We start from the raw sequence: 20,615 nt of genomic DNA, 5'->3' as shown, positions 1-20,615 counted from the left end.
ATTGAGGTATGACATTAAAAAGTGAATAAGTCGACGTGTTGGGGCGCTCTTTCGAAGGTTTTGGTTTACGTCGTTTTTTTGCCTAGCAAGGCGGAAAGTGAGTTAGGAGTTTCTGGCTACTTTTTGTAGTGTACACCACCGTAAAGGAGGAAACATGGAAAATCAAGGAAAGCTGTTCTTCTTCTGTGGCAAGATGGGAGCAGGCAAATCGACTAAATCTAAGGTTATTGCTGCTGAAAACAATACAGTCCTAATCTCAGAAGACGAATGGTTGTCAGCTCATTATCCTTCTCAAATTCAAACATTTGATGACTACATTAAGTGCTCAAATTTCATTAAGCCTTTCGTTAAAAGCCACGTTCAAAGTTTGTTGAATGTTGGGGTTAACGTTGTCATGGACTTTCCAGCTAATACTGCTAAGCAAAGGGCTTGGTTCTTATCGCTGTGCGCCGAAGTCCGTAGTAAGCATGAGCTTTGGTATTTAGACTTAACAGATGAGCAATGTTTATCCCAAATTGCTAAGCGCCGAGTTGAACAGCCTGAAAGAGCAATGTTTGACACTGAGGCTGTATTTCATCATGTTACTCAGTATTTTGAAGAACCTACAGCGAGAGAAAAGCTCAATCTGGTGCGTGTGGGAGAATACGTATAAAATGTGTAACTCATAGAGATGGTTTCAATTTTATCTGTTTTTTGCGAGTGTTCCATTTTGCCATTCACGAGAGGTGAGCCAGGCTTGTTGGGGAGAAACATGATCTCATAAATCATAAAATGTTTCTGGGCTTTCTCAGCAAAGAATTCACGCCCAATGTCTATCAATTGGTGTTCTATCGGATATCTGCTTTAGGTGCATTGTCATTATCTCTTTATTTACATAAGGGACCACCAACGCTCCTGAGTAACCATTATTAATACAGACAGAGCCAAATAAGTAAGCATATTCAAATTGCTGTTGTTTTACTGCGCGTGGTCGGCTTCCTGTGTGAGCCCATAACCGGATTGTAGTATTCTGCTGACCAAACCGAGCTTCACCTTGAAGCCATATATCAACACGATCTAGCGCAACAGTTCCTGGTATTTCAAGGATCGTTTTTAAAAGATGCTTGCGCTTCTTCAGACTGTTTTGGGTGTTTAGAGCGAGAAGTTATCCATGAAAAACCCAATTTATTGAGTAATTTATAAATACTTGAAAGGTGGTAATGAAAGCCAAATTCTTCTTGGATATAGGCTTGAATATGGTTACCCGTCAGGCGTCCGCCTGTTTCTGACTTTGATTTATCAGAGATATAATCGATAGTTGTGAATGTTGTTTTTCAGAAAGACGAAAAGGCCTGCCAGTTGTTTTTTGTCAATTAAGCCATCTATCCCTTCTTGATGGTACTGCGTGATCCATTTATTGACGCTGGTTCTACTTACTTTTAAAAACCGCGCAATCTCAAAACGAGAATGCCCTTCATAGAAGTGTGCTAAGGCTAAAAACTTTAATCTCATCCTCACACTTTTGTGTGTTTTAGCTAATAAATTAAAATCTTCATTTATCATATTCATGGATAGTACAGAGTTAAATTAAATCATTCTGCTATTAGATCATATAATTAGGCGGAATGATATTATTAGTATTTATATTCCTCAATGCGATTTAGATTGACATGCTTCTGCACTTAAGTCAGCGTACCACTACACATCACTTCATATGTAACCTAGGCTTTCATCGCTATATTTTTAGCTTTTACTTTGTCTGGAGTTTTGCATGTTTTACGTTCATCAACCCCCCAACTTTTATTATAAATACGATACGAATAATTCAACGTATTTTTCGGTATGTAGATAGAAAGCCCCTCATGTAGGGTAATTGGTTTGCAACTAGATTGCTTGTTCATCAAAGTAATGAATTGCCCTAGCAACTCTTCATTACCTGAAATAGAATTTAGATATTCATGCAATTTTATTGCATTTTCATTTTCCATAAAAAAGCCCCTTGATACATAAGTTATACATAGTAGTATCAAAGGGCTTTTCTGAAAAATTTTAAACCAATAAAATCAATAGCTAATGAAAATTAACCTTGATTTCATTATCACATCATTCCGCCCATACCACCCATTCCACCCATTCCGCCCATATCAGGCATTGCTGGAGCGTTATCAGATTGAGGAATATCAGTGATCATTGCTTCAGTAGTAATCATAAGACCAGCAACAGATGCTGCAAACTGAAGCGCACTACGTGTTACTTTAGTTGGATCCAAGATTCCCATATCAATCATATTGCCGTATTCGCCAGTCGCAGCGTTATAGCCGTAGCTACCTTCACCCGCTTTAACGTTATTTGCAACAACAGACTCTTCATCACCTGAGTTAGACACGATTTGACGTAAAGGTGCTTCCATAGCACGAAGGGCAACGCGAATACCAACATTCTGCTCTTCATTTGCGCCTTTAAGACCAGCAACTTTAGAGGCAGCTCGAACTAGAGCAACACCACCACCGGCAACCACACCTTCTTCTACCGCAGCGCGAGTCGCGTGTAGCGCATCTTCTACGCGATCTTTCTTCTCTTTCATTTCAACTTCAGTCGCCGCGCCAACTTTAATTACCGCTACACCGCCAGCAAGTTTGGCTACGCGCTCTTGAAGTTTCTCTTTATCGTAATCAGATGTCGCTTCTTCTATTTGTTGACGAATTTGTACAACACGCCCTTGAATAGAAGCCTCTTCACCTGAACCATCGATAATGGTTGTATTTTCTTTGGTGATTGACACGCGTTTAGCTTGACCAAGATCTTCTAGAGCAGCTTTTTCAAGTTCTAGCCCGATCTCTTCAGAAATAACAGTACCGCCAGTCAGGATAGCGATATCTTGTAGCATCGCTTTACGACGGTCACCGAAACCAGGCGCTTTAACAGCAGCAACTTTCACGATACCACGCATGTTGTTTACAACAAGTGTCGCGAGTGCTTCACCTTCAACATCTTCAGCAATAATCAATAGAGGACGGGAAGCTTTTGCAACGGCTTCTAGACAGCCAAGAAGTTCACGAATGTTTGATACTTTCTTATCAACCAACAAGATAAATGGATTATCTAAATCTACAGAACCCGCTTCTTGGTTATTAATGAAATATGGTGACAAATAACCACGGTCGAACTGCATACCTTCAACAACAGCTAACTCGTCTTGTAATGCTTGACCTTCTTCAACGGTAATAACACCATCACGGCCAACTTTTTCCATTGCTTCAGCAATGATGTTACCAACACTGCTATCTGAGTTCGCAGAAATAGTACCAACTTGAGCAATAGCTTTGGTATCAGCACAAGGGACAGATAGTGTTTTCAATTCTTCAACAGCAGCAATAATTGCTTGATCGATACCGCGCTTAAGATCCATTGGGTTCATGCCAGCTGCAACCGCTTTAAGACCTTCAGTAATAATAGATTGAGCTAAAACAGTCGCTGTTGTCGTACCATCACCTGCCGCATCATTTGCTTGAGACGCAACTTCTTTAACCATTTGAGCGCCCATGTTTTGGAATTTATCTTCCAATTCAATTTCACGGGCAACAGAAACACCATCTTTAGTAATAGAAGGTGAGCCAAATGATTTATCAAGAACAACATTACGTCCTTTTGGTCCCAAAGTAACTTTTACAGCGTTCGCTAATACGTTCACGCCTTCTAGCATTTTCACACGTGCATCGTTGCCAAATTTTACATCTTTAGCTGCCATCGTTATTTCCTTTTCTCAATTCGGTTATCATGTTTTAGTTGTTGAAGTAAGAGCAAAAAATTAATCGACAATTGCCAATATATCGCTCTCAGAAAGAATCAGGACCTCTTTGCCATCGATTTTTTCTGATTTAGTACCATAGCCTTCGGCAAAGATCACCGAATCGCCAATTTTAACGTCTAGAGGTAGAATACTACCGTTTTCTAAAATACGTCCTTTACCAACTGCGATAATCTTACCGCGAGTCGATTTTTCTGCCGCTGAACCTGTTAAAACAATACCACCAGCCGACTTAGACTCAGCTTCTTGGCGCTCAACAATAACTCTGTCATGTAATGGACGAATATTCATCGGTCGTCTCTCCTGATTAATTTTCAGTTTTAGTTAGATAAAAAACTACAAAGTAGCTCGTGCTTCATATGTTGGGGAGAAAAGTGAATATACCAAGGGGGAAAACTCAAAAAATGTGATCATTTTGATGAAATTTTTCTTTTTGGGATAAATTGCTTGCCTGAATAAAATTGGAAGAATTAAAAGCACACGAAAATAGTCAACTATTTACTTTATTAATCAGAGTTACGATAATGAAAACTCAGTTAATAAGGGATGACATGAAAACTGCTGAAAAAATTCTACATACCATCAAGCGCGACGGTGCTGTCTCTGCAAAACAGATTGCTGAGCAATTTGGGATGACAACCATGGGTGCTCGTCAGCATCTCCAAAGCTTAGAGAAAGATGGGATTCTAGAAACGTTCGATATAAAGGTAAAAGTAGGTCGTCCATCACGTAACTGGGCACTTACCGACAAAGGTAACGAACAATTTAGTGATCGTCATGGTGAGCTAACGATTCAAATGATTGAAGCTGTTGGTAACCTATTTGGTCAAGATGGGTTACAAAAAGTCGTCCAACAACGCGAAACTCAAACATTAAAAAACTACCAGAAAGCGCTCGTCAATACAGATTCTCTTGAAGAAAAACTATCTGTCCTTGCAAAACTACGAGAAAGCGAAGGTTACATGGTTGAAATAGAAACGACAGAGTTTGGTTATCGATTTATTGAAAATCACTGCCCTATTTGTCGTGCTGCAACGCATTGTCAATCTTTTTGCCAATCAGAATTGAGTGTTTTCAAACTGTTACTTAAAAACGATGCCAGCATCGAACGAGAAGAGCATATTATTTCGGGTCAACGTCGGTGTAGCTACATTGTTACACCCCATGAGAAACCGTCTCAATAACAAGAATGCAATTAATCCCTCTTCGATTTGCTTTTTTTTTCACCGCCTCTAGTTTAGTGTTCTAGGTAACAGCTTAGATGTAACTGATGTGATGATGAGGTGAACAATGAGTAATACTGCACATGTACAACCACTTCCCCCTTTCGATGAATTGGTCGAATTGGCGCAAGGAAATCCACAAGCATTTACAATCTTAAAACAAGAAATCTGTGAAGAAACGATTCTTGCCTCTTCTGAGGATATGCAAGATCGCTTATGGGCACTGCAAAGCCATATCGATAGAATCATTGAGACAAGTAGCAACCCAAACCATGCTAATGTTCGCTTAATGAAAGAACTCACTAAACAAGTTGTTCGTTTCCAAGATTCACTTGAATGCTCAATTAATCAAGAAGAGCTACCAACAGCAAAAATTCTTCAATTCTCTCGCTAATTTCATAGTACGTCCCTCTCTCACTCATCCGTATTATTAATATTTAATACGGATGAATTCAAATTCCCTTCTATATTTCCACTGCTCTTTTATATCGACAAATATAAAACGATGGTTTAATAATTCATAACCAAAGTATCAGTTATTTTATGTGATTTGATTTATTTTTACCTTTGAAAAAATTTGTAAGATTCCAGTAAACACGTGTCCAGAATCATGAATTACGCCTTTTTATCTGCTATATTCTGTCACAGATTTAATTCTTTTTTATAAACTTAAATTTTGGAGATTTTCCTATGCGTCGTCCTGTAGTTATGGGTAACTGGAAACTAAATGGTAGCAAATCAATGGTAACCGACCTTCTAAATGGCTTAAACACTGAGCTTGAAGGTGTTTCTGGTGTTGATGTTGCTGTTGCGCCCCCAGCTCTTTATGTTGACCTAGCTGAACGTTTAATCAGCGAAGGCGGAAACAAAATCATTCTTGGCGCACAAAATACTGACCTTAAAAACAGTGGCGCATTCACTGGTGACGTATCTCCAGAAATGCTAAAAGACTTCGGTGCGACTCACATCATTATCGGTCATTCGGAGCGCCGTGAATATCACGCAGAGTCAGACCAGTTTGTCGCGAAGAAATTCGCATTCTTAAAAGAAAATGGTTTGGTGCCTGTTTTCTGTATCGGTGAATCTGATGCTCAAAATGAAGCGGGTGAAACTGAAGCTGTATGTGCTCGTCAAATTAATGCTGTTATCGACGAGTGTGGTGTTGAAGCTTTTAATGGCGCTATCATTGCTTACGAACCAATTTGGGCAATTGGTACAGGTAAAGCGGCAACAGCAGAAGACGCACAGCGCATTCATGCTTCTATCCGTGCTCTTATCGCGGCAAAAGATCCAGCGGTTGCTGAGCAACTAATCATTCAATACGGTGGTTCTGTTAAGCCAGAAAACGCTGATTCTTACTTCGCACAACCAGACATCGATGGTGCTCTTGTTGGCGGTGCAGCTCTGGATGCAAAAGGGTTTGCAGCCATTGCTAAAGCAGCAGCTAAAGCGAAAGCTTAAGTTACTACATACAATGTAAAAGGTCAGCTTCGGCTGGCCTTTTTTATATCTGGCGTTTAAGCCTCTAGGAGATTACTCAACTATCCAGTATTCTATTTACAAATTCTTAACTCATGCCTTCTATGCAAGATAAACACGGACTGCTATCCAGTCCTATCCATCTCGTACTTCGACAAATGACCATTCCGATGGTATTTGGCCTTGTAGCGATACTATTATTTAATCTTGTTGATACCTTCTTCATTTCTCTGCTGGGCACTGAAGCGCTTGCAGCAATGAGTTATACCTTTCCGGTAACCTTTGCTGTCAACTGCATCACCATGGGAATCGGAACCGGTTTGTCTGCATTGATTGGAAGATTACTAGGACAAGGAGAAACAAGCAGCGCCACCATGTTAACATCGCACGGACTTCTCCTTGCCGTGACTCTCGTTGTTTTAACCTCTTTCCTCGGCTTATCAACTATCGAACCTTTATTTCGTTTGCTGGGTGCAAATGATGAGTTACTTCCTCTTATTCATCAATATATGTCGATATGGTATTGTGCGATTCCACTTCTGGTTATTCCGATGGCAGGAAATAGCGCTATTCGAGCCACTGGCGATACCAAAACGCCGGCGATCATAATGATCATATCTGGCGTCATCAATGGCATTCTCGATCCATTATTGATTTTTGGTTATGGCCCTTTTCCTGAACTTGGAATGCAAGGTGCTGCAATTGCCAGTGGCGTGAGTTGGTGTGGTGCGCTTATCAGCTCTTTTTATATTTTAATTATTAGAGACAAACTGATCAGTAAACCCAAATGGAGATATTTACTGCAAGATTGGAAAAACATCTTAGCTATTGGAACGCCAGCGGCATTTTCAATTGCAATGAATCCTCTGTGTGGCGCAATTCTCATGGTGTTACTATCGAAACATGGCACAGCAGCTGTAGCAGCCTATGGTGCAGCACAGAGAGTTGAATCTCTACTTATGATTGTCTTAATGTCACTCACCTCTGCTTTAACGCCTTTTATGGCTCAAAACTTAGGGGCGCAACAGACTCAGCGTAGCTTTGATGCTCTATTTCTCAGCATACGATTTTCAGTGTTATTTCAATTGCTAATATTTATCATGATGGTGCCACTCAGCGTGCCATTGTCTCATCTATTTTCTCAAGACCCACAGGTACGCGAATTACTTTGGTACTACTTACTCATCGTGCCAATAAGCTACGGTTTTCAAGGTATTGTCATGATGCTGGTGTCAGCACTAAACGCAATGCGCCAGCCAGTTAAAGCCTTTGGGTGGAACTTTATTCGTTTGTTTTTCTTTACTCTTCCTGGGGCTTGGATTGGGTCTTGGTTATATGGCATTAAAGGGGTATTCATAGGAATGGCGATAAGCACAACATTAAGTGGTGCTATGAGTTACTTCTATGCTCGAAAGCTGCACAGAAGTGTTATGGCTTCAAGTTAAACAATCCCGAGTAAGCTGAAACATAAAAGCCGATAAACTGATTTATCGGCTTTTTCGAATACGCATATTGATAAGAGAATTATTCTTCTGATTCAACTATCTCGTCATCAAAGTCATCTTCATATCCATCTGGACTTAATGCTTCTGGAGAAATAATAATTCCGGTGCTATCTGCATAGAGATAATCATCAGGTAAAAATGTCACTCCACCGAAGTTAACTGGGATATCACCTTCACCAATACCTTGGCTCGATGCACCCACTGGAATTGGAGCCATGGCTTGAATGCCGAGTCCTACTTCTTCTAAATCATCAATTTCGCGTACACTTCCATATACGACGATACCTTCCCATTCATTATCTTCAGCAAGCGTTGCAATCTCAGCGTCAATCAAGGCACGGCGTAATGAACCACCACCATCGATTAATAATACTCGGCCTTCACCATCTTGTTCTAGAACCTCTCGAATCAAGCCATTATCTTCAAAACACTTAATCGTCGTGATTTGGCCTGCGAACGAAGTGCGTCCACCAAAATTACTGAACATGGGTTCAACCACATCAACTTGATCAATGTACATGTCACAAAGTGCAGACGTATTATATTCCATAGCAACGGTTCCCATAACGAAGGTAATCTCATTTGAGTATAAAGACTGAATAAGTCATTGCAATCACAAAATTCAATTAACTGATAAGAGTTTGAGCTACTACCACCACAACGAACAAAAGATTCGTTACCACAGAGCATCTAACAATTACAGGTAACATAGGAGCAATCTGAATTGGGTGGCTTGCTCGTTTGATCGCAATGACGTGTTTGGTGACAATAACAAGGCTCAACGCAAACGGAAAGCTAATCCACAAAGAAGCGTTTTGCAGCAACAGATAACTACTAAATGCGATTAACGCACTAACCAGCAAGACTACATGGTATTGCTTCGCAAGTTTAGACCCTAATCGTACCGCCACAGTACGTTTGCCACATTGCTGATCATTCTCTATATCGCGCATGTTATTCACATTAAGTACAGCAACCGCAAATAATCCACATCCAATAGAAGGAAGCAATAAGCGCATATCGACCGACCCAGTATGGAGGAAATAGGTACCATAGACACCCAATAACCCAAAGAAAATGAAAACTGAAAGGTCGCCTAATCCAACATAGCCATAAGGTTTGCTGCCCATGGTATAAGCAACCGCCGCTACCATAGCTAATACACCAAAGCCCATGAAGATGAAAATACTCTCCCAAGAATCAAGAGCGTAAAGAATAAGGACTAATCCAGATAGCATCGTCAGCAACACATTGATGACAATGGCTTTACGCATTGCCTCAAGACTGACAGCTCCTGACTGTAATGCACGCATTGGCCCTAGCCGTTCATCATTATCGGTTCCCTTAACACAATCACCGTAGTCATTGGCCAAGTTGGACAGTATTTGCAATAGGATGGCGGTCACTAATGCAAGTAATGTTACCCAAATAGAAAATTGGCCGAATGAGAATGCCAGTGTGCTTCCCGTTAAAATCGAGACTAACGCCAAAGGTAAGGTTTTTGGCCGAGCGGCATCTAACCAGATCGAAATTGATTGATTCATGGTACAAACAGTGAGTGCGACAAAGAAAGTTATTATACGCTGAAATGGTGACCATGATAAAGCCCGTCGATGACGGGCTTGATTTTATATATCAAACGGTAGCGTTTATAAGAAACAAAGTATCAATGGTCAACAATACTGTTCGTTTAGAAAACACTATAAAATAAAGCGAGTTAGGTCTTCATCCTCTACCAATTCACCTAAACACGTTTTGACATAAGCTTCATCGATAGTAAAAGTTGACCCTGACTTTTCAGTCGCATCAAATGAGATCTCATCCATTAAGCGCTCTAACACTGTATGCAGACGACGAGCACCGATATTTTCGGTGGTTTCATTTACACGCCAAGCCGCGTTTGCAATCTGGCTAATTCCGTCATCAGTGAAATCTAACGTCACTTCTTCTGTATTCATCAGCGCAATGTACTGCTCGGTTAATGATGCTTTTGGCTCGGTAAGTATGCGCTTGAAGTCATCACTGGTTAAAGCTTCAAGTTCAACTCGAATCGGTAGACGACCTTGCAGTTCAGGAATCAAGTCCGATGGTTTTGCTACTTGGAATGCACCTGATGCAATAAACAAGATATGATCCGTTTTAACCATCCCATGCTTAGTCGACACACTACTTCCTTCAATCAAGGGAAGTAGATCTCGCTGAACGCCTTCACGAGAAACGTCTGGGCCTGATGATTCACCACGTTTACAAATCTTATCAAATTCATCGATAAAAACGATGCCATTATTCTCAACATTAAAAATGGCTTGCTCTTTAAGCTCTTCTTGATTCACTAATTTAGCAGCTTCTTCCTCAACCATCGCTTTCTGCGCGTCTTTCACTTTCATTTTGCGCTTTTTCTTGGTGTCACCGGCGAGGTTTTGGAACATACCCTGAAGCTGATTCGTCATTTCTTCCATGCCGGGAGGAGCCATAATTTCAACGCCCATTTGTGGCGCAGCAATATCGATTTCGATTTCTTTATCATCGAGATCTCCTTCACGTAACTTTTTACGGAAGATTTGGCGTGTTTTTGAGTTATCTTCGCCGTCTTCCCAGCCATCACGTGGAGGAGGAAGTAAGGCATCTAAAATTCGCTCTTCCGCCATCTCTTCGGCACGGAATGTAACTTTCTCCATCGCTTGCTGATGCGTCATTTTTACAGCAACTTCTGTAAGATCGCGAATAATCGATTCAACTTCCTTACCAACATAGCCTACTTCTGTAAACTTAGTCGCTTCTACTTTTATAAATGGAGCATTAGCTAATTTTGCAAGGCGACGAGCAATCTCGGTTTTACCAACACCTGTTGGGCCGATCATCAGAATATTCTTTGGTGACACTTCCGCTCGTAAAGCATCATCAAGTTGCATTCGACGCCAGCGATTACGTAGTGCGATGGCAACCGAGCGTTTTGCTTTGTCTTGACCAATAATGTGGCGATTGAGTTCGTGAACAATTTCACGTGGGGTCATTTCAGACATACTTAATATCCTTAATCTTGATGTAACACACTATCGGCATGAGTTATTTTTCTTCGGGAATGTCGAGTTCTTCAATAGTATGGTTATGATTAGTAAACACACAAATATCACCAGCAATCAGTAGCGCTTTCTCTGCAATCGTTCGTGCATCTAATTCTGTATTTTCCAGCAATGCGGTGGCCGCTGCTTGTGCGAAATTACCACCAGAGCCGATCGCTATCAGATCATTTTCTGGTTCAACCACATCACCATTACCCGTAATGATTAACGAGGCGGTTTCATCGGCAACGGCTAAAATGGCTTCTAACCGTCGAAGCGCGCGATCACTACGCCAATCTTTGGCAAGTTCAACGGCTGCTTTGGTTAAGTGACCTTGGTGCATTTGCAATTTGCTTTCAAATCGCTCAAACAAAGTAAAGGCATCGGCAGTACCGCCAGCAAAACCAGCCAGCACTTGATTATTGTAGAGACGACGTACTTTACGTGCGTTGCCTTTCATCACCGTATTGCCAAGGGAAACTTGCCCATCACCAGCAATCACGACTTTGTTATTTCGTCGTACAGATACAATGGTAGTCACGAGATGCCTCTTATTTCATTTAAAAGTTAATTAAAATGTATATGAGGATCGTTCGAGGGAAATTCAAGTATTCAGTGGGATTTGCTAAGGGAGTTAGACGTTGTTTGGTGATAAACAACGTCTAATATGATTAGGAGCATCGGCAAGTTGATTAATTCTGTGCTTCTTTCCAAATAGCACAAGGTTCAATTTTAGCTCGTTGCAGCTTATGTTTGTCACGCTCAGCATCTCGTTTAAACTTGTAAGGACCAAGCACCACTCGAAACCAACTGCTGCCTTCTTTCTGGCGCACTGTACTTTGAATACCTTGAAAGGCGATATTCGCTTTTCGCTCCTGAGCGTGGGCAGCAGTTTTATACGCACCACACTGCATGATGTAGGGTATTTCAGACACCTGTAACTCTCTTGCTGTCACCTCAATTTCATTACTTGGCAATAATTGCTCATATTCCCAAGTTTGAGTCGGTGGCGGAGGTAGGTTCTCTTCTTTTGGTTTCGGCTTTGGTTTCACCACAGGAGCTGGTGCTATTTTCACTGTAGGTTGAGGGTCAGGAGACTGGCTAAGGAAAGTTAAACCATAACCAAACAAACAGACAACCACAATAGCCGTTAAACCACTTCGGATAGGTAGGCCTTTGGATTTAGGCTTCTTTTTAGTCGCAGACTGCTTTGAGCGTCCACCACCTCGTTTTACATAATCTTTATTGGCCACGATCGATTGATTTTTAACTAAATAATAATGAAGTATCTTTACAGGGTAGCCTAACTTCTTCGTTATATCTATGCGTGATCAACAATCTTGACGCAATGTGATTAGGGAACTCTCGGCGGCGCGACACTTTCACGAATGATCAATTCTGTTTCCAATAATCGAGACCCAGCTCTTACATCATTTCCACGTAATACTTCCAACATCATCAGCATGGCCTGGCGTCCAATTTCGTATTTAGGCTGCGCGACCGTGGTTAACGGAGGATCACAATACTGTGCAAACTTAATATCATCGAAACCCACGACAGATAGATCCTGAGGGATTTTCAACCCCATACGCTTGGCTTCTTGTATGACGCCAATAGCCATCATATCGTTGTGGCAAAAAATCGCAGTTGGAGGCACAGGTAGGTTTAGCAATTGCTTTGCTGCTGCCACTCCACCTTCAAATGAAAAGTCACTGAATAAATGATAGGAAGGGTTCATAGTAACATTGGCACGACGTAAGGCTTGGAGGTAGCCCTGATGCCTAAACTGACACAATGCGGCGGTTTCTGGCCCTGATAACTCGGCTATTTTTTTGTGTCCCATTTGTCCTAGATAATTAACCACTTCAAAGGCTGAGGTTAAATTATCAATATGCACAGTAGGAAGCTCGAGCTCTGGAGCATATTCACAGGCCATCACCATCGGCGGCAGGTTTTTTTGTTCAGATTTACTCACATCAAAAGGAAGATCGGTCCCTAGCAACAACATGCCATCCGCTTGTTTGGTAAAAACTAAATTGACAAAAGAGCTCTCTCGTCGTTTTTGCTGACAGCTATCTCCCAACAATACCAAATACCCATTCTCGATAGCAGCATCCTCTATCCCTCGAATAATTTCAGAGAAATAAGGGTCACAAATGTCCGGGACAATAGCCACGATGGTTTTGGATTCATTTCGACGTAGGCTTCTCGCTAAAGAGTTTGGCGAGTAACCCGACTCTAATACCGCCTCTTCCACTCTCTGCCGAGTGGTCGGTGATACTTTTTCTGGATTCATTAGCGCACGAGATACCGTAGCAGTCGATACTCCAGCTAATTGAGCAACATCTTTCATTGTCGCCATACTAATTTACCCTCTCAGTTCACCGAGATGCCTTAACAACTCTCTGTAAAGAATACAAAACTATTGTACTTCCTTTAGTGTAAGCATTTCTCCAAAGAAAATTTCGGTCTAATTAACAAAACTTGCATTATAAACGTGAACTCGCTCACGGCAAGTAGCATTAGTTTTATCAATAAGCCTATTACCAGTCGAAAAAGAGTAAATAGTGAACATTAAAACCCTACAAAATGTGATGTTAATCACCTTTAACAGACGATATTGACCTTAAATGCTCGTTCTAATCTCACGACCTTACGACATATCTAGTGGTTCTATATCTAAAGACCATTTAACTTTTGGCGCAAGTGGTAACAATTGAATAGCAGGTTTTGCACTGGCTAATAGACGCTGCATTTTCGATCTTGCGTGAGTTTGTAGTAAAAGATGCCAACGATACTTCCCCGCTCTTTTTGCGAGAGGAGCTGGAATTGGTCCTAATACCATGCATGAGTCATCAAACAGCGGATGAACTTCTAAGGTTTGCCGAACTTGACGCAAAAAATCTTCAACATTAGTCGAATTATTCGACTCAGCGCGAATTAACGTCAAAAACGTAAACGGTGGTTGCCATGCCATTTTTCGATCATTTAACGCTGATTGTGCAAAATGTTGATAGTCTTGATCAACGAGAGAGCGCAACAAAGGGTTATCTGGGTGGTGAGTTTGTAAGATAACCTCGCCTGGTTTACTGGCTCGTCCAGCGCGTCCCGCGACTTGAATAAATAATTGAGCTAAACGCTCTGGAGAACGAAAATCGCTACTAAAGAGTGCACTATCGACATCAAGTAAAGCCACAAGTGTCACATCTGGAAAGTGATGCCCTTTCGCCAACATTTGCGTGCCGATCAGAATATTATACTCGCCACTGTGAATTGAAGATAATGCGCTTTCTAAGCTCCCTTTTCTCCGAGTACTATCGCGGTCGATGCGCAGGGTTTTATATTCAGGAAACAAGCTTTCAAGTTGTTTTTCTAATTGCTCTGTCCCTACGCCAACCGTCACCATATTGGTGGAACCACAATCTTGACACTGCCGAGAAACTGGGCGCTGTGACCCACAATGATGACACCTAAGCTCATTACTAAACTGATGATAAGTGTAATAAGCATCACATCGTTTACATTCAGAGATCCATCCACATTCGTGACACATTAATGCAGGGGAAAAGCCTCGACGATTGAGAAACAGGAGCACTTGGTTTCCTGCACTTAAGTGACGTCTCATCTCCGCCATTAATGGTGCCGACAACCCACCTTCTAAATAAAGCCCCTTAATATCTAGGACTCGATTCGTTGTTGGAACCGCCAGCCCTGCTCTTTGAGTCAACTTCAGGTGGTGATACTTTCCGTTATTTGCGTTATGTAAGGTCTCTAACGCGGGCGTTGCAGATCCAAGCACAATCGGAATATCTTCAAGGTGTGCACGCATCACTGCCACATCACGAGCATGATAACGCAATGAATCCTGCTGTTTATATGACGTGTCATGCTCTTCATCCACAATAATAATTCCGAGCTGGCGAAATGGTGCAAATAGAGCCGAGCGAGTACCTATAACAATGCCAGCATGGCCATCTCGCGCCGCTAACCATGCATTTAATCGTTCGGTATCGTTCAATCCAGAGTGAATGACTTCTATCGGTACATTAAAACGGCGCTTAAAACGGTTAATGGTCTGTGGCGTTAACCCAATTTCTGGCACTAATACTAAAGCTTGCTCCCCACGTTCGAGTACCGGTGTAATCAGATTTAAGTAAACCTCGGTCTTTCCAGAGCCAGTCACCCCATCGATCAGCGCACAAGCAAAAGATGAAAAACTGTTTACTGTCGCAATGGCGACAACTTGCTCTTGATTGAGATCGGGTTTATCGGCGTGGTTCTCAAACTCTGTTGCCCATTGACCACGCAACGGCATCTTGCTGTGCTGTTCAATCCAACCTTTATCTTCCAATGAAGTCAAGAACGTGCGGTTTATCTCTTCCTCAATGAAAAGATCCTGCACAACTGGACCCGATTGCAACATAGAAAGCACTCTGGCTTGCTTCACTGCTCGACCAAGTCCCTGCATCAGTTTGTTGCGCCCCGACTCGGTTAACGACCATTCAATCATTGGGGCGACAGAAGCGGATTTTCCTTTTCTTAACGCCGCTGGCATCGCGATCGCAAAGGTATCACCGAGCGGATAATGGTAGAACTGGCTACACCAATTAATTAAGGAGTAGAGTTGATCACGCCACAAGGGTTCGTTGTCGATCACGGTTTTAATAGGCTTGAGTTGCTCTAACGCTAATTCCGATTCAGCAACAAACTCGACAACAATACCAACCAATGTTTGCCGCCCAAAAGGAACGGAAACACGCCCTCCAACCACGGGAAAGCAATGGCTTGGAACGATATAATCAAATTGCTTATCAAGTGGAACAGGTAACGCAACACGTGCAATATTCGGGCGCATAAAGAAAGATTTCGGAATAATAAATGAATAGATAGTCTAAACGATGAGTTTCCTAATTTCGAGCCGTTAATATGGTGAAAATAACAGCAAAAGAAGTTGATCCATCCGACACTTTTCATTAGTATAGCGCGCCTCAAGGTCTGTTTACCAAAATGACAACCTTGGGTTACGCAATTTAACTCTACGTGTGGTGTCCGGCAAAGACTCGGATGGCGACACGGCCTAATATTGAGGTTATCCTATGAAAGCTGGAATCCACCCAGAATACAAAGAAGTAAGCGCAACTTGCTCTTGCGGCAACGCGTTCACTTTTAAATCATCTATGGCGAAAGATTCTCTTCACCTAGACGTATGTGACAAATGTCACCCATTCTACACTGGTAAGCAACGTATCGTTGATACAGGCGGCCGTGTTGATCGCTTCACTAAACGCTTTGGTAACTTATCAAGCAAGAAGTAATAACTTCTAAAATGTGAATGCAAAGGACGCTATATTGGCGTCCTTTTTAGTTTCTGCTTGCAGCCTTAGCTCTATAGAACTCTTTGTTTTCCTTTTTGTTTACAGTTTATTCAGTTTTTGGACTATTTTTATTGCTGCAGCTCTTTTCCTTGCTATGAAGATGGATCAACATCCATTAAAATAGCTGCTGGAAAAAACACCATAACCTCATACCGAATAATTAGGACCCACACACATGTCCGAAGACCAAAACCAAGAACTATCAGCGGAAGAAGCCTTTCGCCAACAAGCCCTCGATTATCATGCCCAGCCAACACCGGGCAAAATTGAAATAGCGCTGACAACGCCAGCCGATTCGGCAAGCGATTTGTCACTAGCATACAGCCCAGGTGTCGCGGAGCCCGTGCGTGAAATAGCACAGAACCCAGATAACGTCTTTAAATATACAGCAAAGGGCAACACTGTCGCGGTCATTTCAAACGGGACAGCAATACTTGGTTTAGGTAATTTAGGGCCAATGGCATCGAAGCCAGTAATGGAAGGTAAAGCTCTATTATTTAAACGCTTTGCCAACATTGACTCTATTGATATTGAAGTTAAGCACCGTACGATTGATGAATTTATCGATACGGTTGCCAACATCGCCGATACTTTCGGTGGTATCAACCTAGAAGACATCAAAGCCCCTGAATGTTTTGAAATTGAACGTCAATTAATTAATCGTTGTGATGTACCAGTCTTCCATGACGACCAACACGGTACTGCAATTATTACAGCAGCAGGAATGCTTAACGCGATCGAACTACAAGGTAAAGACCTAAAAGACTGTATCATTGTCTGCCTTGGTGCTGGTGCCGCTGCAACCGCATGTATGGAGCTACTGATTAAATGTGGCGCAATGCGTGAAAAAATCTACATGCTCGATCGCAAAGGTGTGATTCATACCCGCCGTGAAGAACTCAATGAATATAAAGCACAGTTTGCCAATAATACCGACAAGCGCACGTTGGAAGATGCGATTACCAATGCTGACTTATTCCTCGGCGTATCGGGACCAAACCTGATTTCTGTAGAAGAATTAAAGTTGATGGCACCAAACCCTGTGGTCTTTGCCTGTTCCAACCCTGATCCAGAAATCAAGCCAGAGCTGGCGCACACCGCCCGCAAAGATTTGATTATGGGCACAGGTCGCTCCGACTATCCGAACCAAGTAAATAACGTACTTTGTTTCCCATTCATTTTCCGCGGTGCGCTTGATGTTCGTGCCAAAGAGATCAATACAGAAATGAAGCTTGCGGCAGTTGAAGCAATTCGTAGTATTGCCAAGGAACCTGTACCAGCAGAAGTGCTTGCCGCAGCAGGTGTCGATAAGTTGGAATTTGGACCTGACTACATTATTCCAAAACCAATGGACCCTCGCTTGCTTTCACGAGTATCGAAAGCGGTTGCTCAAGCGGCGGTTGATTCCGGTGTTGCTCGTATTGAGATGCCAGAAAACTATATGGAAGATTAAACAAGCCACTTTGTTGAATCTTATGCGTAATAAAATGCCGACATTGTGTCGGCATTTTTTATTTCTTCAACTTTAGCGTGCCTTTTACACTCGGCTTGCTGGTGTTTGGTTTTCGTCCGCGCCCTGAAGAGGTGTCATCGCGCTTCGAATGAGGTGTTTTTTTACCACTAGCGCCACGGCCTTGTGATTTCCCACTTCGTCCAAATGGCGCCTCTGAATTTACGCGGCGATTAGGCTTTGGTTTTGCTTTAGCAACAGGGCGAGTCGTGGTTTGACTTTCAACTTGAGAGGCTTCTTCAGTACCACTTGAGTTTTCGCACATCGCCAGAATTTGCGTCACTTCCTGTTCACTAAGGTAACGCCATTTTCCATTGGGAATACCGTCTAAGGTAATGTTCATAATTCGCACTCGGCGAAGCTTAAACACATCATACCCTAACGTTTCACACATCCGGCGAATCTGGCGGTTTAACCCCTGTGTTAACACAATACGAAACGAAAATTTACCTTCTTGAGTGACCTTACATGGCAAGGTCACAGTATCAAGAATCGCAACGCCTTCACTCATTTTTCGAATAAAGTCCTGAGTGATCGGCTTGTCTACTCGTACTACATACTCTTTCTCATGCTGATTCCCCGCGCGAAGGATTTTATTAACGATATCACCGTCATTAGTCAGAAAAATCAAACCATCGGAAGGTTTATCTAAACGGCCAATTGGAAAAATACGCTCGCGGTGCCGAACAAAATCGACGATATTTCCTTGAACATCACGCTCAGTGGTACAGGTAATGCCAACAGGTTTATTCAAGGCAATGTAAATTGGTTTGCGTTTGGCTCTTAATGGTTTGCCATTGACGACAACATCATCCGCATCGGTTACTTTTAGTCCCATTTCTGCCACCAAACCATTCACCTTCACTTTACCATCGGCAATCAGACGGTCGGCCTCACGACGAGAACAAATTCCGGTTTCGCTGATGTATTTATTAAGACGTTTTTCGGTGGTGTCGGACATGAATTCCTCGAATTTCGAGCTAAGTGGTAAGCAACCCGAGAGGAAGTGTGTAAAAAACCAAACGAGCAAGACAACTCGCGCAGTTTACTTGATTATGAATAGGGACAAAAGCCATTGGTTTAATTTGTTTCGATTAAATTAAACCAATGAAATTCAGTCGTGCCTTTCGCTTATTTTTCTGCGTACAGTGCGGCGAGCGCTTCATAACGTTTACGGTTTAAGCCCATATCTGAATACCCTGCTCGGCTTGCAGAACGAAAATGCACAACACCGTTTGCTTCATCAATCCAAAACTCAACATCGTCACGATACTTCATCAGATCGGTAGTAAAAATAACATACAGGTAAGTGTCACTTTCTTCTTCAATCTCCGCTTTACCATATTCGCTTACCGCCTGTTTTAAGGCTTCCATCGTCGCACTTGTCGACGCTTTTACCGGGAGTGGTGCCACTTTTTTGTCTTCGGTTTCAGCTTGAGTTGAGACATTATTCGGCTTGCTACTTAGCGGTGTAAATTGACCATTTTTGACACCTAATTCAGGAGCTTGATTATTTTGATAGTAAATTCGACCAAAATTTATGGCAATAAATGCGGCAATGACGATCAGAATAGTAGTCATGATTTTGTTCCCTTTCATCGGTATCTCTAATAAACAATTACTTTGTGCACAAAATAATGCGCTTTGTAGTTTGACATGTCAATGCTTTGCGCACAAAATAGTTTCAGATAAACAATAGGACACTTCATGAACACGCCAAAAGAGTTAAAACTCGATAACCAAATTTGCCATTCGCTTTACTCTGCGAACAATGCATTAATCCGAGCGTATCGCCCTTTGTTAGACAAATTGGATCTCACCTACCCGCAGTATCTCGTTATGCTGGCATTGTGGGAGGAGGATGGTGTCATCATTAAACGCCTAGTGGAACGTACTCGCCTAGATGCTGGAACTCTCACGCCAATCATAAAACGATTAGAAACCAAACTTTTGATTGAAAAAGTAAAGTCCGAGCAAGACTCGAGGCAAACGATATTGAAAGTATCAAAAAATGGTAGGAGCTTACAGCAACAGGCCGCAAGTGTTCCCAAAGAATTGGCTTGCCAGATTAATATGCCAATAGAAGAGGCATTGGAATTAAAAGCACTTACTGAGCGGTTGTATCAAAAATTAAGTTCACAATAATTAAATACACAATAAAAAACACCCATAACATCGATAGCTTGGGTGTTTTAAAAAATGTGGTTTTAAATTTCAGGCTTTATTGAATCAGAACTCTTCGTCGTACGCTTCAAACGAAATGCCCATTTCAGTCATTAAAGCTTTTGCTTCAACAGGTATATCATCGGGGCGATCTTTACGCAAATCCTCGTCGGTTGGTAGAGGTTGCCCGGTATAAGCATGAAGGAAAGCTTCGCACAATAGTTCACTGTTGGTCGCATGACGCAAGTTATTTACTTGGCGGCGAGTACGTTCATCGGTCAATACTTTGAGTACTTTCAAAGGGATAGAAACCGTAATCTTCTTTACTTGCTCATTCTTTTTACCATGTTCAGCGTATGGACTAATATAGTCTCCATTCCACTCGGCCATACCACACCCTCTTTGCCAATAATTCTGATTCAAAAATTGAGGTTAATTCTAGCGTTTCTTACTGCTATAAGCAAAGACATATAGACGTCTAGAAGTGTTGACGTCCGAATTAATTGTTATT

The 20,615-nt window shown here is 42.0% G+C and carries 23 protein-coding genes; 8 read left to right on the top strand and 15 right to left on the bottom strand.

Features of this window, described 5'->3' with window-relative positions; translation table 11 throughout:
• The first annotated feature begins 154 nt into the window (after nucleotides 1-154).
• Nucleotides 155-652, top strand: coding sequence for an AAA family ATPase (locus ACWU4D_RS11740; protein WP_456051622.1), 498 nt, complete (start codon nucleotides 155-157; stop codon nucleotides 650-652).
• A gap of 427 nt (nucleotides 653-1,079) precedes the next feature.
• On the opposite strand, the gene ACWU4D_RS11735 is transcribed toward ACWU4D_RS11740, so the two are convergent.
• The 5 genes from ACWU4D_RS11735 to ACWU4D_RS11715 all read right to left on the bottom strand — a co-directional run bounded on the left by ACWU4D_RS11735 (nucleotide 1,080) and on the right by ACWU4D_RS11715 (nucleotide 4,078).
• Nucleotides 1,080-1,250 (bottom strand): helix-turn-helix domain-containing protein, encoded by a 171-nt coding sequence (locus tag ACWU4D_RS11735; protein ID WP_456051766.1) that lies wholly within the window; start codon nucleotides 1,248-1,250, stop codon nucleotides 1,080-1,082.
• A gap of 28 nt (nucleotides 1,251-1,278) precedes the next feature.
• The gene (locus tag ACWU4D_RS11730) at nucleotides 1,279-1,491 is read right to left on the bottom strand and encodes a helix-turn-helix domain-containing protein (protein WP_456051621.1); all 213 of its coding nucleotides are present in this window, start codon (nucleotides 1,489-1,491) and stop codon (nucleotides 1,279-1,281) included.
• Between the two features lie 209 nt (nucleotides 1,492-1,700).
• The gene (locus ACWU4D_RS11725) at nucleotides 1,701-1,967 is read right to left on the bottom strand and encodes a hypothetical protein (RefSeq protein ID WP_456051620.1); all 267 of its coding nucleotides are present in this window, start codon (nucleotides 1,965-1,967) and stop codon (nucleotides 1,701-1,703) included.
• A 110-nt stretch (nucleotides 1,968-2,077) separates the two neighbouring features.
• A complete protein-coding gene (groL, locus tag ACWU4D_RS11720) occupies nucleotides 2,078-3,727 on the bottom strand; it encodes a chaperonin GroEL (protein ID WP_456051619.1) in 1,650 nt (549 codons plus the stop codon).
• Between the two features lie 60 nt (nucleotides 3,728-3,787).
• The gene (locus ACWU4D_RS11715) at nucleotides 3,788-4,078 is read right to left on the bottom strand and encodes a co-chaperone GroES (protein WP_456051618.1); all 291 of its coding nucleotides are present in this window, start codon (nucleotides 4,076-4,078) and stop codon (nucleotides 3,788-3,790) included.
• Between the two features lie 260 nt (nucleotides 4,079-4,338).
• Here ACWU4D_RS11715 and ACWU4D_RS11710 point away from each other — a divergent pair, with 260 nt between their 5' ends.
• The 4 genes from ACWU4D_RS11710 to ACWU4D_RS11695 all read left to right on the top strand — a co-directional run bounded on the left by ACWU4D_RS11710 (nucleotide 4,339) and on the right by ACWU4D_RS11695 (nucleotide 7,934).
• Nucleotides 4,339-4,971, top strand: coding sequence for a helix-turn-helix transcriptional regulator (locus ACWU4D_RS11710; protein WP_456051617.1), 633 nt, complete (start codon nucleotides 4,339-4,341; stop codon nucleotides 4,969-4,971).
• A gap of 106 nt (nucleotides 4,972-5,077) precedes the next feature.
• Nucleotides 5,078-5,404, top strand: coding sequence for a DUF3135 domain-containing protein (locus ACWU4D_RS11705; RefSeq protein WP_456051616.1), 327 nt, complete (start codon nucleotides 5,078-5,080; stop codon nucleotides 5,402-5,404).
• 296 nt (nucleotides 5,405-5,700) lie between these two features.
• Nucleotides 5,701-6,471 (top strand): triose-phosphate isomerase, encoded by a 771-nt coding sequence (gene tpiA / locus ACWU4D_RS11700; protein WP_456051615.1) that lies wholly within the window; start codon nucleotides 5,701-5,703, stop codon nucleotides 6,469-6,471.
• Between the two features lie 122 nt (nucleotides 6,472-6,593).
• Nucleotides 6,594-7,934 carry an MATE family efflux transporter gene (locus ACWU4D_RS11695; RefSeq protein ID WP_456051614.1) on the top strand — a complete coding sequence of 447 codons (1,341 nt, stop codon included), beginning with the start codon at nucleotides 6,594-6,596 and terminating at the stop codon, nucleotides 7,932-7,934.
• Nucleotides 7,935-8,013: 79 nt separating this feature from the next.
• On the opposite strand, the gene rraA is transcribed toward ACWU4D_RS11695, so the two are convergent.
• From rraA to priA, 7 genes are all read right to left on the bottom strand, one after another.
• Nucleotides 8,014-8,544: a ribonuclease E activity regulator RraA gene (gene rraA, locus ACWU4D_RS11690; protein WP_456051613.1), complete on the bottom strand. Its 531-nt coding sequence runs from the start codon at nucleotides 8,542-8,544 to the stop codon at nucleotides 8,014-8,016.
• Between the two features lie 76 nt (nucleotides 8,545-8,620).
• Entirely contained in the window at nucleotides 8,621-9,538 is a 918-nt protein-coding gene (locus ACWU4D_RS11685; RefSeq protein ID WP_456051612.1) for a 1,4-dihydroxy-2-naphthoate polyprenyltransferase, read from the bottom strand.
• 156 nt (nucleotides 9,539-9,694) lie between these two features.
• Nucleotides 9,695-11,017 carry an HslU--HslV peptidase ATPase subunit gene (gene hslU / locus ACWU4D_RS11680; protein WP_456051611.1) on the bottom strand — a complete coding sequence of 441 codons (1,323 nt, stop codon included), beginning with the start codon at nucleotides 11,015-11,017 and terminating at the stop codon, nucleotides 9,695-9,697.
• A 43-nt stretch (nucleotides 11,018-11,060) separates the two neighbouring features.
• Nucleotides 11,061-11,597, bottom strand: coding sequence for an ATP-dependent protease subunit HslV (gene hslV / locus ACWU4D_RS11675; RefSeq protein ID WP_456051610.1), 537 nt, complete (start codon nucleotides 11,595-11,597; stop codon nucleotides 11,061-11,063).
• Between the two features lie 151 nt (nucleotides 11,598-11,748).
• The gene (locus tag ACWU4D_RS11670) at nucleotides 11,749-12,309 is read right to left on the bottom strand and encodes an SPOR domain-containing protein (protein ID WP_456051609.1); all 561 of its coding nucleotides are present in this window, start codon (nucleotides 12,307-12,309) and stop codon (nucleotides 11,749-11,751) included.
• Nucleotides 12,310-12,410: 101 nt separating this feature from the next.
• Nucleotides 12,411-13,418, bottom strand: a complete 1,008-nt coding sequence (cytR, locus tag ACWU4D_RS11665) for a DNA-binding transcriptional regulator CytR (RefSeq protein WP_456051608.1) — start codon at nucleotides 13,416-13,418, stop codon at nucleotides 12,411-12,413.
• 291 nt (nucleotides 13,419-13,709) lie between these two features.
• Nucleotides 13,710-15,911, bottom strand: a complete 2,202-nt coding sequence (priA, locus tag ACWU4D_RS11660) for a primosomal protein N' (protein ID WP_456051607.1) — start codon at nucleotides 15,909-15,911, stop codon at nucleotides 13,710-13,712.
• Between the two features lie 241 nt (nucleotides 15,912-16,152).
• On the opposite strand from priA, the gene rpmE reads away from it, so the two are divergent.
• On the top strand, nucleotides 16,153-16,371 hold the full coding sequence (gene rpmE, locus ACWU4D_RS11655; protein ID WP_456051606.1) for a 50S ribosomal protein L31: 219 nt from the start codon (nucleotides 16,153-16,155) through the stop codon (nucleotides 16,369-16,371).
• Between the two features lie 235 nt (nucleotides 16,372-16,606).
• The gene (locus ACWU4D_RS11650) at nucleotides 16,607-17,884 is read left to right on the top strand and encodes a malic enzyme-like NAD(P)-binding protein (RefSeq protein WP_456051605.1); all 1,278 of its coding nucleotides are present in this window, start codon (nucleotides 16,607-16,609) and stop codon (nucleotides 17,882-17,884) included.
• Between the two features lie 58 nt (nucleotides 17,885-17,942).
• On the opposite strand, the gene rluF is transcribed toward ACWU4D_RS11650, so the two are convergent.
• Nucleotides 17,943-18,902, bottom strand: coding sequence for a 23S rRNA pseudouridine(2604) synthase RluF (gene rluF, locus ACWU4D_RS11645; protein ID WP_456051604.1), 960 nt, complete (start codon nucleotides 18,900-18,902; stop codon nucleotides 17,943-17,945).
• 170 nt (nucleotides 18,903-19,072) lie between these two features.
• Nucleotides 19,073-19,522 (bottom strand): DUF1499 domain-containing protein, encoded by a 450-nt coding sequence (locus ACWU4D_RS11640; RefSeq protein ID WP_456051603.1) that lies wholly within the window; start codon nucleotides 19,520-19,522, stop codon nucleotides 19,073-19,075.
• Between the two features lie 126 nt (nucleotides 19,523-19,648).
• On the opposite strand from ACWU4D_RS11640, the gene ACWU4D_RS11635 reads away from it, so the two are divergent.
• The gene (locus tag ACWU4D_RS11635) at nucleotides 19,649-20,086 is read left to right on the top strand and encodes a MarR family winged helix-turn-helix transcriptional regulator (RefSeq protein WP_456051602.1); all 438 of its coding nucleotides are present in this window, start codon (nucleotides 19,649-19,651) and stop codon (nucleotides 20,084-20,086) included.
• An 84-nt stretch (nucleotides 20,087-20,170) separates the two neighbouring features.
• Here the strand turns inward: ACWU4D_RS11635 and metJ are convergent, their stop codons facing one another.
• Nucleotides 20,171-20,494, bottom strand: coding sequence for a met regulon transcriptional regulator MetJ (metJ, locus tag ACWU4D_RS11630; RefSeq protein ID WP_456051601.1), 324 nt, complete (start codon nucleotides 20,492-20,494; stop codon nucleotides 20,171-20,173).
• Nucleotides 20,495-20,615 lie beyond the last annotated feature (121 nt).

It is taken from the genome of Vibrio phycocola, assembly GCF_053850235.1.
Note: the sequence above shows the minus strand (reverse complement) of the source record. Positions and strands in the feature narration are given on the sequence as shown.